Annotated in this window: 7 protein-coding genes and 7 pseudogenes; 8 read left to right on the plus strand and 6 right to left on the minus strand. The window is 57.9% G+C overall.

The window, feature by feature from the left end:
- Positions 1-51: 51 nt before the first annotated feature.
- A pseudogene (locus tag BC1002_RS39905) lies at positions 52-261 on the plus strand (IS30 family transposase); the annotation flags it as partial.
- 46 nt (positions 262-307) lie between these two features.
- Here the strand turns inward: BC1002_RS39905 and BC1002_RS37100 are convergent.
- A pseudogene (locus BC1002_RS37100) lies at positions 308-1,678 on the minus strand (IS30 family transposase).
- A 43-nt stretch (positions 1,679-1,721) separates the two neighbouring features.
- Here BC1002_RS37100 and BC1002_RS37105 point away from each other — a divergent pair.
- Positions 1,722-2,025: pseudogene (locus BC1002_RS37105) on the plus strand (IS3 family transposase); the annotation flags it as partial.
- Positions 2,026-2,580: 555 nt separating this feature from the next.
- Here BC1002_RS37105 and BC1002_RS33610 read toward each other — a convergent pair.
- Both BC1002_RS33610 and BC1002_RS38140 read right to left on the minus strand, forming a co-directional pair.
- Positions 2,581-3,442: pseudogene (locus tag BC1002_RS33610) on the minus strand (sterol desaturase family protein).
- Positions 3,443-3,778: 336 nt separating this feature from the next.
- Positions 3,779-3,922, minus strand: coding sequence for a hypothetical protein (locus BC1002_RS38140; protein WP_157874872.1), 144 nt, complete (start codon positions 3,920-3,922; stop codon positions 3,779-3,781).
- Positions 3,923-4,146: 224 nt separating this feature from the next.
- On the opposite strand from BC1002_RS38140, the gene BC1002_RS33615 reads away from it, so the two are divergent.
- Positions 4,147-5,172 (plus strand): IS110 family RNA-guided transposase, encoded by a 1,026-nt coding sequence (locus BC1002_RS33615; RefSeq protein WP_013094438.1) that lies wholly within the window; start codon positions 4,147-4,149, stop codon positions 5,170-5,172.
- 320 nt (positions 5,173-5,492) lie between these two features.
- Here the strand turns inward: BC1002_RS33615 and BC1002_RS37110 are convergent.
- The 3 pseudogenes from BC1002_RS37110 to BC1002_RS33625 all read right to left on the minus strand — a co-directional run.
- A pseudogene (locus BC1002_RS37110) lies at positions 5,493-5,675 on the minus strand (hydrogenase 1 large subunit); the annotation flags it as partial.
- 59 nt (positions 5,676-5,734) lie between these two features.
- Positions 5,735-6,819 (minus strand): annotated as a pseudogene (locus BC1002_RS33620) (hydrogenase small subunit).
- Between the two features lie 463 nt (positions 6,820-7,282).
- Positions 7,283-8,205, minus strand: a pseudogene (locus tag BC1002_RS33625) (IS5 family transposase).
- Positions 8,206-8,853: 648 nt separating this feature from the next.
- Here BC1002_RS33625 and BC1002_RS33630 point away from each other — a divergent pair.
- From BC1002_RS33630 to BC1002_RS33650, 5 genes are all read left to right on the plus strand, one after another.
- Positions 8,854-10,359 carry a ferritin family protein gene (locus BC1002_RS33630; RefSeq protein ID WP_013094440.1) on the plus strand — a complete coding sequence of 502 codons (1,506 nt, stop codon included), beginning with the start codon at positions 8,854-8,856 and terminating at the stop codon, positions 10,357-10,359.
- Between the two features lie 23 nt (positions 10,360-10,382).
- Entirely contained in the window at positions 10,383-10,643 is a 261-nt protein-coding gene (locus BC1002_RS33635) for a toluene-4-monooxygenase system B family protein (protein ID WP_013094441.1), read from the plus strand.
- 7 nt (positions 10,644-10,650) lie between these two features.
- Complete coding sequence (locus BC1002_RS33640; protein ID WP_013094442.1) at positions 10,651-10,986, plus strand: monooxygenase system ferredoxin subunit; 336 nt, start codon at positions 10,651-10,653, stop codon at positions 10,984-10,986.
- Between the two features lie 19 nt (positions 10,987-11,005).
- A complete protein-coding gene (locus BC1002_RS33645; protein ID WP_013094443.1) occupies positions 11,006-11,320 on the plus strand; it encodes an MmoB/DmpM family protein in 315 nt (104 codons plus the stop codon).
- An 88-nt stretch (positions 11,321-11,408) separates the two neighbouring features.
- Positions 11,409-12,515, plus strand: a complete 1,107-nt coding sequence (locus BC1002_RS33650; RefSeq protein ID WP_013094444.1) for an IS5 family transposase — start codon at positions 11,409-11,411, stop codon at positions 12,513-12,515.
- Positions 12,516-12,706 lie beyond the last annotated feature (191 nt).

Here is a 12,706-nt window from a genome sequence, read left to right on the forward strand (position 1 = left end):
CTGGTCGTTGCAACACCTTCTGGTCTAATGTCGTCCCAAGAGGTAAGGTAGGTGAGCAAGAAGAAGCGGTGCGGACTATCCGCCGAACAAAAGGCGTTGTTGTGGCAGAGATGGAAAGAAGGTGAGTCGCTAAGCGACATCGGCCGCTCGCTAGGCAAGCATGCAGCATCGATTCACGCGATCGTTCGACCGCATGGCGGCATCATGCCAACGGTAAGGAAACGGTCAGCCCGCGTGCTAACACTTGCCGAACGAGAGGATAGAGGCAGTCAACTTAGGTTCAAGGGGTCGTTGCAACACCTGATGTTTATGACGCGAGTAGTAGATCTCTCAGTGCTTCTGCTGGTGCTTTCCATCCAAGGCTTTTACGCGGTCTGCAATTCAGTGCGTCTGCGACGGCATCGAGTTCACGCTCCGTGTACCGACTGATGTCAGTGCCTTTCGGAAAGTATTGACGTAACAGACCGTTTGTATTCTCACTGGTCCCACGTTGCCATGGGCTTTGAGGATCGCAGAAATAGATCGCCAGATCCGTATCGATTCGAAGCTGCACATGCTGGGCCATCTCTGCGCCTTGGTCCCACGTGAGTGATCGTCTCAACCGCTCTGGCAATAGCACGATCTTGGCAGCTATGGCATTACGGACCGCCTCCGCTCCATGCCCCGCCAGCGGTGGCCCATTCTTGACTCGCACGCCGTCGCCATGGCCCTCCATAGGTGGGAGATGGAGCAACATTCTAAAGCGGGTGGTACGCTCGACCAGCGTGCCTACCGCAGATCGGTTAAGGCCAATGATCAGGTCACCTTCCCAGTGGCCCGGAACAGCGCGGTCAACAGTCTCAGCCGGTCGTTCACTGATCATGACCTCCGGAGTGATGAAATGCTTTCCACGCTTTTGCGTCCTGGCTCGAGGCACACGAAGTGCACGGCCCGTACGCAGACACGCAGTAAGCTCTCGTCGCAGAGCGCCACGGCCCTGGATGTAAAGCGCCTGATAGATGGCTTCGTGAGAGATTCTCATGGATTTGTCGTCGGGATAGTCAACCTGCAATCGTCGACTGATCTGTTCGGGACTCCAGCAGGTGCCCCCAACGCCGGTCCGCGCGGCGGCCTTGTCGTCGTCCTTTCCACGGTACGTCAGGTCCGGCAATCGGCCTGCCTCCAGAGTCGGTGACTGCTCCGGCCAATCGACTTTGCACATACTTCTTTAATCTCTCGTTCCCTGCCAGCCTGGACGCTTTGGGACGTTCCGCTGCACGCTCTGCTTTCCACTGAGCAACCGTCGCCCTGTATATCAAAGTACCACCACGGGTTGCAGCGTTACGGCGCAACTCGCGTGAGATGGTCGAAGGTGAGCGCTGCAGTCTCCGCGCGATCTCACGAACCCCGCAACCCTGTGCCCGCAGCAACGCGATTTCTTCGCGTTCAGAAAAAGACAGATAGGGCCCACCGCCCGGCGTCAGTTCGATTGGCGGCATTCCTCCCGCCTCACGAAACCACCTTGGTCCCAGAGGTTGCGACACGCCACATTCCAGCGCTGCAGCCTCGGTCTCATGCCCTGCCGGATACAGTTCCAGAACGCTCGCTTTGTCTCGAGTTGATTGACACCAGGCCTGCCAGGCGATCGCATTATTGGTCTTCCCGTCTTTTCCGAACCCCAGCTCTGTGGTCGTCCCATTTGACACCTCCTTTAGGAGATGTTGCAACGACCGGTTGAATCCGCCCAATACGCAAGCCGTGAATTCCAGCGCAAGCTGAGTTCGTACGCCATGCGCTGCTCGATGAGCCGCAAGGGCAGCTGCTGGGACAACGCGCCGACGGAAAGTTTCTTTAACAGCCTGAAGAACGAACGGGTTCACGGCACGCGGTATTCGCACGCGTCGCGAAGCCGTGGCGGACTTGTTCGAATACATTGAAGTGTTCTATAACCGCAGTCGTCGCCATTCATCGCTTGGCTTCAAGTCGCCAACCCAGTTCATGCAAGACTGGCTTGCGGCTCAGCGGACAAAGGATACGGCTGCATAACTCGGGGCCTCTGGAAGGCGAAAAACCGAGGGAACCTCATGGAGTTCTATCTTCGCTGGTTGGTCCAACATGAGCAAGCTCGCAATGAGCAACGATCTAATTCGTGCTCCCTTTCACGTCCAAACGCCGTCTCACACTAAGGTTGATAAATTGTAATTTTAATGCGTTACGTGGGAATTTATCGAACCAATACTCGAATGCGACGGTCAGATTGCAGCTATTGTCGCTGCATCCGCCTTCCACATGAACGCTGCGCAGTCGCGATTCATCGTCTCTATGAGGCTCTCGGCTATTCCGATATCATCAATCAGAAACTGCTCGTCCGGAAGGCGATGTACACGCCGACACTGAGGTTCGGAGGTTCTTCTACTGATCGAAACCGACGCGTGTCTTTAGCGCACGTAATTATAAACGACTACGTAAAGCGAGGTAGGCACGAGCGGATCCAGCGGCTTCACCGATCTTTCGATTGTTCTTCGAGATGTTTTGGTGTTTTTCTGGTTCCCCACCTCGTCAATCCGAGTTCCCGCATAACCTTTCCACTGCGCTCGATCTCTAATGTCGACGTTCTTGTACATCGTTTGCGATCTTAGCCGCAGACCAGCGACGTCGATCAAACGGAAACATAAAGTAGTCGCGCACGGTGAGGGGCTCGGGTTGATTGCGAAGGCCCACTTCGGGCCATTCGTCCCGTTTCGGCCAGTATGCCGTGCCGAAGATCGTGTCCCAGATGGTCGTAAAGAACCCGTAGTTCCGGCGCCGGTGATGCGGCTGAGTGGAGTGATGAATTCTGTGGAACTGACCGTCTCCGATGATATATCGCAGAGGCCCAAGGTTGATGCGCGTGCTGGAGTGCGAGAGATGCGCTTGAAAAGTAATGAGGGTCATGGCAGCAGCCGGCACCACGCCAGACTCGAAGTGGATCAGCGCGAGCGGTAATGCTACAAACAAGGCGTAGATAACCGGCTCGGAAATGTGATGATTGCAATTCCACGCTGTCAGTTCGCGAATCGAATGATGTGTAGCGTGCAAGCGCCAGAGGAATGGCACGGCGTGCTGTGCACGATGCATCCAGTAGTAAAAGAAGTCACCGGCAATTGCGACCACAACGCCTGAAACGATGGCGAAAGCCGTCTTGATAACTGCGTTGTCAGAGTGAAGCACTGTTGAAAGATTGACCGTCAGGAGCGGCTTGACGCCTAACCATTGCAAGCCCACAGCGTACAAGTGCCAGATTAGCGCGCCGCATCCAATCCGAATCGCCCAGTTCCGTGCACCCCGAAGGTACGATGCAACGCTGTATCGATAAGCCGGAAAGAATAGCTCAAGCGCGGTGCACACGGTCGCGAAGATCGAAACCAACTTAAACGAATTCAAAAGAAAGTCGGTCATTTGATTGGACATCGAGAACATACATTGATTTGTTCCGTCGAACAGGCCAAATACGCTGCCCTTTTTCGGCACGCGAGATATAAACCCTGTGTCGTCTTCGTTAGGCGGTTACAGGGCGAAAGGCTATCGATTGCCAACACGGTACGATAAATCAGGTCAATCATTCGGGAAGATAGTGCGTCTCTATCCGACAACGCAGATACGTGTCTCTCCCAAGCTCAACTAACCGTGACGACCCGCAGCGTTCGGTTTGTACAGTCTACTCGTTGACAACACGGGCTGGATGGTAAGGATTTTCTGAAAATATTGTCGTCATAGGTCCAATAAGATTCATTCGCGCGATTTGCCAGCGGCCAACTTGTCATGCCGCGCGTCTGCGAATTTTCGTTCTCGCCGGTCTGAGTTTTGCAACCGCATCCGTGGCCTGCTGAGCTTTGAAACCAATCCCGGGAAAACTGCTCTCGGGAGACAAAACAAATTGAGGAATGGCGATGACTGCGGTCATCCAAGTATTCGAACAGTTCGCCTTTGCGTCCCGATGCGTCCCCTCGGGCGGCGTGAATGTTCGTTCTTCGAGCCGATGAAGAAGCTTTCCGTTGGGCGGGGCATTGACACTAGAGAATGAAAGGGCCTTCCCCGTCCCGAGGCCGCGGCGGAAGCCGCGAGTCGGCATCAAGGTGCCAGGATGAAGTTGCGAACGTTCATCGACACCAGCGAGAGGGGAAGTCCATGCCTATTGTCACTATCGGAATCGATCTTGCCAAGAATGTATTTGCCGTTCACGGTGTGGACGAGAACGGTAAGGTGATGCTGATCAAGCCGCGTGTGCCGCGCGATCAACTGGTGACCTTGATTTCGCAGTTGCCTGCGTGCCTGATCGGCATGGAAGCTTGCTCCGGTGCGCATCACTGGGCCCGCGTGTTCCAGCAGCACGGCCATACGGTCAAGCTCATGGCGCCCAACCTTGTGGCGCCTTATCGCATGTCAGGCAAGCGCGGCAAGAACGATGCGGCGGATGCCACTGCGATCTGCGAAGCGGTGACGCGTCCGAGCATGCGTTTCGTGCCGTTGAAGGATGAACATCAGCAGGCGACGCTTTGCCTGCATCGGACACGGCAAGGTTTCGTTGAAGAGCGGACCGCGACCTACAACCGGTTGCGAGGCCTGCTCTCGGAATTCGGCGTGGTGCTGCCGCAGAGCCCGGAGAAATTGCGCAGGTACATTACGGAACATCTGGACGCGTTGCCAGGCTGGGCAAAGCGCAGTATCCGCGATCTGCTGGAGCATGCCGGCCATATCGAGGATCGCCTGCTCGAATACGACCGTGCGATCGCCGAGATCGCGCGTGAGGATGCGCGCAGCAAGAGGCTTATGCAGTTGCGCGGCATCGGCCCAACCACGGCCAGTGCGTTGCTCGCCAGTATCGGTGCCGGGCACGACTTCAGAAACGGCCGGCAGGTGGCAGCCTGGATCGGACTCACGCCCGGTCAATACAGCAGTGGCGGCAAGGCCCGGCCGGGGAGCATCACGAAGGCAGGCGACGCCTATCTGCGGGGCCTGTTGGTCAACGGCGCCCGCGCCGTTATTGCCAGTCTCGGCGAGAAACAGGACCGTTTCAGCCGGTGGGCCCGAACCCTAGTCGAACGCCGGGGCTACTGGCGGGTAGCCATCGCGATCGCCGCAAAGAACACGAGATTGGCGTGGGCAGTGCTGAAATATGGCGATGACTTCAAGCTCGAACCAGCGGCAGGCTGAGGTCGGTTCGAGCCTGTCGATCAACCGTCAACTGGACAGAAGCAATGACATCATGAGCACGTGAAACGATCACTTTGCACTGCCAGCGGTGATGTGAAGCGGGTTGGACCCGCGCGGAGCGTGCCTGGCTAACACGGCGGGGATATCCAGTCCCGGCTAGAGAATGAGGCCTCCGCGCGCGTCTTTCATCAGGGTCCGGGCCATGAGCCCAACATGACCGGTTGTAGAACTGCAGTCCTTCACCTTCTCACACGCATCGGTGCGGCATTGCAGTAGATATCAACAGCGAACCTCGATTGAGCTTGTGCTCAACGGGGAAGCCCTTGTTGAATGACTTCAAGGCCACGCCACATGGTGCCGCTGGAAACGGCGTTGCGGATCACGTTGTTCGAATCAACGTTGACCTCGACGCGCATGTGGCCTTCGATGCGTGTGACTGGATCGACGACCATCCGGCGTCCGTTCCTACCGAGCTGAAATCCTGGGTTCGAAATGGCTGTCATGGTTGCTCTTCTTTTGTGGCTTCCTGTGCTTGTCGGCTGCACCCCGACGCGAGGTGTAGCTATTGGCCGTCGCGGTCGTCCATAGAGTCCTGCTTTGACCTGGCGTGCTGAATTGCCGAAGCGGCTGCATGCGCAGCAGTGGCGGCGCCCACCACGACGGCCGCGGTAGCGCCGATCTTGTCGGCGTTCGCTTCGACTCCGAACTGATCGATCCGGGTGAGCCGATCGTAGATGGAGCCCTTGTCCCAGAATCCTTCCTCAGAGCAGCCGATGCAGCCGTGGCCCGCCTGAATGGGGAAGCTCGTGCCGCGGTTCCAACGCACGGTCGAGCAGGCGTTGTAGGTCGTCGGGCCCTTGCAGCCGACCTTGTAGAGGCAGTAGCCGCGCCGTGCCGCTTCGTCGTCCCACGCTCGACGAACTGGCCCGCGTCGAAATGCGGACGGCGGTAGTACCTGTCGTGAATGCGCTGGCTGTAAAACATTTTCGGACGGCCTTGGCGATCCAACTCCGGTATCCGGTCGAACGTGAGCATGTAGGTGACGACGCCCGTCATCACCTCGGCGATCGGGGGACAGCCGGGCCCCTTGATGATCGCCTTGTCGGTGATTACCTTGTGGATTGGCACCGCCTGCGTCGGGTTTGGCGTGGCCGTCTGCACGCAGCCCCACGACGCGCACGACCCCCACGAGATCACAGCCTTCGCGTCCTTCGACACACGGCGCAACTGATCGACGAATGGCTTGCCGCCGATAATGCAGCTCATACCGTCTTGATTCAGCGACGGATTGCCTTCGACGGCGAGGATGTAGTTGCCACGGTACTTCTCCATCACGTTTTCGAGGATCGCCTCGGCCTGATGTCCCGCGGCAGCCATCAAGAGGTCGTCGTAGTCGAGCGAGATCATTGAAAGCGCGACGTCCTTCGCCAGCGGGTGCGCCGATCGGATGAACGACTCTGAGCACCAGGTGCATTCGAGTCCATGTAGCCAGAGCACCGGCGTGCGCAGTTTGGTCTCCATTGCGTGGACAATCTTCGGCATGAACGCAGGCCCGAGGCCGAGCGACGTTGTCGTCAGCGAGCAGAAGTTGAGGAAGCTACGGCGCGAGATCCCTTGACGTCGCATGACTTCATAAAACGTTTCGATCACTATGTGGTCCCTTGATGGCGTTCGGCCCCGCGAAGCTGGCATACGACCGCGTCTTCGGCGTCTCACTGTCGGTGAAGCGTCTTGAAAATAACAAGATTCGTGCCGGCCTTGGCGTCGCGGGTCCCTAACGAAAAAAATGTTCCGCGGCGCTTCCCATAATTGAGGCGGAAGCGGGAGGACTACGTGCTGCGCCGACAAAACCTTCTCATAGTGGCGACGGGCAGTTCGTCTGACAGAGGTCAGCCAGTACGGCATCTTCAGAGAACGAAGCAAGCTCGATAAATTCTTCGAGTGCCTGTCTTGTTTGTCCAATTCTCGACGACATATGTCGGCGTTGTCACGTTCAGGCTAGGCTGAAAATGTCGCCGAATTTGCGACGTGTCGGCATTGTGGAGGTGTTCAGGTCGTGACGCCGACCATACTCCAGATACACCTCGGCTTTTGGGGCGCCTTTCGCCCATTACGGACGCACTCGTGCCATCAATCGCGTGCCCGACAGGTAGAGATTGGCGCGCGCCAAAGCTATGAAGCCAGGTTCGTACTCTGCGCTAACCGTGGTAGGCACCTTCGTGAAACCCCACATCGATTGGCCACTGCGAAGACCTGCTCCACGCGTGCGCGGATCCTCGACTTGTGGCAGTTCTCGCCGCGCTGCACCGTATTGACTTCACACGCGCGGTGGGTGTGCTGCTTTGCTGTGGATTAGCCGTCTGGCTGGCGTAAGCGCTGTTAGCGTAGACCTTCCGCTCCTGGCCGTGTAGCAATTGCGGCAGTGGAAGCTTTTCATGCACGTTGGCCGGTGCTACGCTGTGCACCAGGCCACTCTCGCTATCCTCGTCGATGTATAGCTTAGCGTCGAAGTGCCATTGCTAGTCTTGCGCGTCTGGTGCATTTGGGGGAGCGCGAATTCTGTTCATTTTTCCTCGAATTTTGGCGCACCGACGATGGTGGCATCCACGACCGTGACGCTCTGGAGTTTCATGCCGCTCGCCACTTGGCCGACTTCGGCAATCAATTTCTCACCCAACTTGAGGGTTTCAAGAAGACGACGAAATTTCAGCAGTGCGGTGGCAGTCTGGTACTGCCTTCCAATCCAGACTCTCGCAAAGCGACGCAGCCTAGCACTAACGTAAAGAGCGTCTTCAAAAGCGAAATCGGCCAGGTTGAAGCAGTGCCGGATAGAATGAAGGCGCAGCATGCGCTCCCGGTCAATCGGCGGGCGGCCATTGCCGCACCTCGGATGATACGGCTCGACCACCGCGCAAAGCTCAGCCCACACGACGAAACTGCATTCATCGCGAGAAACTTATCGCGTCGCGTCCGTTTGTGATGTGTCTCGAAAGCAGCACCTTCAGCGGCCGTCGACAGCGTCGGCGGCTTCATCCTGTTCTGTCCTCCGCATCCACCCGGATCTATAACGCTCGCAGTAGCTCTGCGGTCGACTTGATCAGCGTTGCGTGAAGTATCATTTGTGCGCTGGGAGATGTTGCATTTCCGACAACGTCGGACATGCAACACTGCGGTTGCCGCGACAACGGAGAATTAAGGCGGCGGTTATGTCGCAACGACCGCTTAACTTCGCCAGACGCTTATCAACTCGATGCTCGTTGTGCGCTTGCGTACAGAGTGGGGCCGTGCTGGACTAAACGATCAATGGGCCTTTACGGCGGAAGTCACTCATCGTCCTGGACCTCGACAACTGCCGGCTTACCATCTCAATGCAGTGTCGCGGTAGGGCGCTGCGTTGCGGTAAGATTCACCCCCGCATCTTGATAGCGCCGCCACGGGGCCCAAACGCTGTCGTCATCCACTGGATGCGGCCATGCTGTGCATGCGGTGGTACATGTCCTACTGGCTATACCTGCGCAATTTTGGTTCCCCGTTCGCTCCGCGGCGGCTCTCAGATTTGTCGCCTCGATCGCCAAGAAAGCAACGCCGCGGATTGGCATTGATCTTGCCTTCCCAAGGGGCCCGGTGGAGTGCGCATCGTGCCGGGAAGACGCATCGCCCATTCCAAAAGGAGGCATCACGATGGCGTTACTGGAACGAGCCGCATGGTATGACATTGCACGTGCCACCAACTGGACCCCAAGATATGTGACGGAGTCGGAGCTCTTTCCCGATCTCATGTCTGGGGCGCAAGGCATTCCCATGGCGAGTTGGGAAACCTACGACGAGCCCTACAAGACGTCGTATCCCGAGTATGTGCGCATCCAGCGTGAGAAGGATGCTGGCGCATATTCAGTCAAGGAGGCACTTGAGCGTAGCCGCATGTTCGAGGACGCCGATCCGGGGTGGCTCTCCATTCTGAAGGCGCACTACGGTGCAATTGCGCTCGGCGAATATGCGGCGATGAGCGCCGAGGCTCGAATGGTACGTTTCGGCCGTGCGCCCGGCATGCGCAATATGGCCACCTTCGGCATGCTCGACGAGAATCGTCATGGTCAGTTGCAGCTTTACTTCCCTCACGACTACTGTCCCAGGGATCGCCAGTTCGATTGGGCCCACAAGGCGTATCACACCAACGCGTGGGGTGCGATTGCCGCGCGCAGCGCGTTCGATGACCTGTTCATGTCGCGCAGTGCGATCGAAATCGCAGTCATGCTAACCTTTGCGTTCGAGACGGGTTTTACCAACATGCAGTTTCTCGGCCTCGCGGCCAATGCCGCCGAAGCGGGCGACTTCACTTTTGCAAGCCTGATTTCCAGCATTCAGACAGATGAGTCGCGCCATGCGCAAATCGGGGGGCCCGTGTTGCAGATCCTGATCGCCAACGGCCGTAAAGAGCATGCTCAAAAGCTCGTTGATGTCGCCATCGCGCGCGCGTGGCGTCTGTTCTGCCTGCTCACGGGCTCCTCGATGGATTACGCCACGCCACTCGTGCATCGCAAGCAGTCGTTCAAGGAATTCATGCGGGAATGGATCGTAGGTCAGTTCGAACGTACCCTGATCGACCTCGGACTCGACCTGCCATGGTACTGGGAACAGATCGTTTGCGAGTTCGACTACCAGCACCATGCGTACCAATTGGCTATCTGGTTCTGGCGGCCTACCGTGTGGTGGAATCCTGCTGCCGGCATTACACCTGAGTGCCGCGACTGGCTCGAAGAAAAATATCCCGGCTGGAACGACACGTTCGGCAAAGTGTGGGATGTCATAATCGATAACCTGCTTGCCGGCAAGCCTGAACTCACCGTTCCCGAGACGCTGCCGATCGTCTGCAACATGAGCCAGTTGCCCATCTGCGCGATCCCTGGCAATGGCTGGAATGTAAAGGACTATCCGCTCGACTACAACGGCCGCACGTATCACTTCAACTCGGAAATTGATCGCTGGGTGTTCCAGCAGGATCCCGTTCGCTACCGCAATCACCTCGCGCTCGTTGATCGCTTACTGGCTGGGCAGATCCAGCCACCCGACCTGAGGGGTGCGTTGAAGTACATGGAACTCGCACCGGGCGAAATTGGCGATGACGCGCACCACTACGCGTGGGTCAAGGCGTACTGCGACAAGCTTTACGAAGAAAAGGCTGCATGAGAGGCGATTCAATGGAGGGCGATATGGCTCTTGTCCCTGTGATTTCCAATTTTCAGTACGACTTTGTATTGCAACTCGTCACGGTGGATACCGACAATTCCATGGACGAGATCGCCGCCGCAGCATCTCATCATTCGGTGGGCCGGCGAGTAGCGCCTCAACCCGACAAGGTGATCCGCGTGCGCCGCCAAGGTAGCAAGCAGTTCTATCCGCGCAACGCGAAACTCGCCGAGACCGACATCAAGCCGATGGAAACGCTGGAATTCATCTTTTGCGATGATTGAGGGCGACATGAAATTTCGGAAAGTTTGCACTCTCGATGACCTGTGGGAAGCGGAGATGACCGAGGTGGAAGTGGATGGCCACGTGATCGTGTTGGTACGTCCCGAAGGCGGCGAGCCGCGCGGCTTTCAGGGCATTTGTCCGCACCACGACATTCGGCTCGTTGAAGGAAAATTCGATGGCCGCGTGCTGACGTGCCGGGCTCATCAGTGGATCTTCGACGCAAATACGGGCAAAGGAATCAATCCGGGTGACTGTCGTCTCGCCGAATATGCCGTGAAGCTCCAAGGCGACGATCTTCTGATTGCCGTAGAAGGCGTTCATGTGCTCTTTGGCCATTCCTGAGTCCGCAGGGGAACACAGCATGATCGTTGACAAGACCGCCGAAGCTTACCGTAACAACCGCGTGGGTCCCGTGCTTCGCGCGAGCAGCATCACGGCCGGCGTCATCGAAGCCGCGCACGAGGATAACCCCGGCAAGGTGATCCGCGTGGACGACAAGCTCGCATATGTGCGCATCGACGCGGACGGCGAACTGATCCTTTGCCGCGCGACGTTGGAGGAAGCGCTGGGTCGGCCGTTCAGGATGTCCGAACTCGAAGTCAACCTCAGCTCGTTCGCGGGCCGCATCGAGACGACCGACGAGTATGTGCGTTTCTACTACGAAAAGACGCTTTAAAAGGCTGTTGAATTTGGGTCCCGTGTAAACGGGGTTTGAGGGACGGACGTTATAGATATCGTGTTCATGATCTTTGGCAGCGGATGCGATGCGCGGAATGGACGAGATGCAGGAACCCCTGTTCACGACGGTCAAGCTCGAGGACTTCGTTCCGGCAGATCACCCGTTGCGACCGGTCCGGTTGCTGGTGAATGATGCGTTGAAACGGCTCAACGGGCTGTTCAGCGTCATCTACGCGGACACCGGCCGTGCCTCGATTGCGCCTGAGAAGCTGATGCGGGCGCTGCTGTTGCAGGTGTTCTACTCGGTGCGCAGCGAGCGCATGCTGATGGAGCAGATGCGCTACAACCTGCTGTTCTGCTGGTTTGTCGGGCTGGCGATCGAGGACGCCGTGTGGGACCACTCGGTGTTCTCGAAGAACCGCGACCGGCTTCTGGAGCATGAAGTCGTGGAAGCGTTCTTCACCGAAGTCATGAGCCTGGCGGAGAAGCGGGGCTTGCTGTCGAGAGAGCATTTCTCGGTGGACGGCACGCTGATTCAGGCGTGGGCCAGTCACAAGAGCTTCCGCCGCAAGGACGGCCCGGACGATGGTCCGCCAGCCGGCGGTGGCCGCAACGCCGAGACTGACTGGCAAGGCGAGCGACGTAGCAATGCCACGCACGAGTCGACTACTGATCCGGAGGCGCGATTGTTCAAGAAGCGCCACAAGAGCCCGGCCATCCTGTGCTACCACGGGCACATCCTGATGGAGAATCGCTCGGGGCTGGTGGTCGGCGCCGTGGTCAGTCACGCAGATGGTTTCGCCGAGCGGGCCAGCGCATTGCAATTGCGCGATTGCGTGCCAGGCGCTCATGCGAAAACAGTTGGTGCCGACAAGGCGTATGACACCCGCGACTTCGTGAACGATTGCCGCGCTCGCAGCGTGACACCGCATGTCGCGCGCAACGATGAGCGTTGCGGCGGCAGCGCAATCGACGGTCGCACTTCGCGGCACGTGGGCTACCGGATCAGCCAGATCATCCGCAAACGAATCGAAGAGCATTTCGGCTGGGGTAAAACGGTCGGTCGGATCCGGCAGACGGTCTATCGCGGTATCAGGCGCGTCGACCAGCACTTCAAGCTGACGATGGTTGCGAGCAATCTGACCCGCATGGCCCGAATGCCAGGGCTGGTGCCGCAAGGAGCGGCGCGATGAGCCGTCACGGCGTGAAGACTGCGCGCCAGCAGGGCTGCATGCGTGCGCATGCCCCGCGCGGATCGCGCGGCAAACCGGTAATTCAGCGGGAAATTGCACGCGCAAGTCTCCTGAACGTAGCTTCGGTCGTCATGACGGGGCGCTTTTCAACAGCCTGTTAAGGAAGGTCTGCCGAAGTCCTGGCATTGACG

This window comes from Paraburkholderia atlantica (assembly GCF_000092885.1).
GTDB classification, from domain to species: Bacteria; Pseudomonadota; Gammaproteobacteria; order Burkholderiales; family Burkholderiaceae; genus Paraburkholderia; species Paraburkholderia atlantica.

Excerpts from the sequence above, each read along its gene's own strand:
- BC1002_RS38140 (WP_157874872.1), bottom strand. The coding sequence starts at position 3,922 with ATGACCGCAGTCATCGCCATTCCTCAATTTGTTTTGTCTCCCGAGAGC.
- BC1002_RS33635 (WP_013094441.1), top strand. The coding sequence starts at position 10,383 with ATGGCTCTTGTCCCTGTGATTTCCAATTTTCAGTACGACTTTGTATTG.
- BC1002_RS33630 (WP_013094440.1), top strand. The coding sequence starts at position 8,854 with ATGGCGTTACTGGAACGAGCCGCATGGTATGACATTGCACGTGCCACC.
- BC1002_RS33650 (WP_013094444.1), top strand. The coding sequence starts at position 11,409 with ATGCGCGGAATGGACGAGATGCAGGAACCCCTGTTCACGACGGTCAAG.
- BC1002_RS33645 (WP_013094443.1), top strand. The coding sequence starts at position 11,006 with ATGATCGTTGACAAGACCGCCGAAGCTTACCGTAACAACCGCGTGGGT.
- BC1002_RS33640 (WP_013094442.1), top strand. The coding sequence starts at position 10,651 with ATGAAATTTCGGAAAGTTTGCACTCTCGATGACCTGTGGGAAGCGGAG.
- BC1002_RS33615 (WP_013094438.1), top strand. The coding sequence starts at position 4,147 with ATGCCTATTGTCACTATCGGAATCGATCTTGCCAAGAATGTATTTGCC.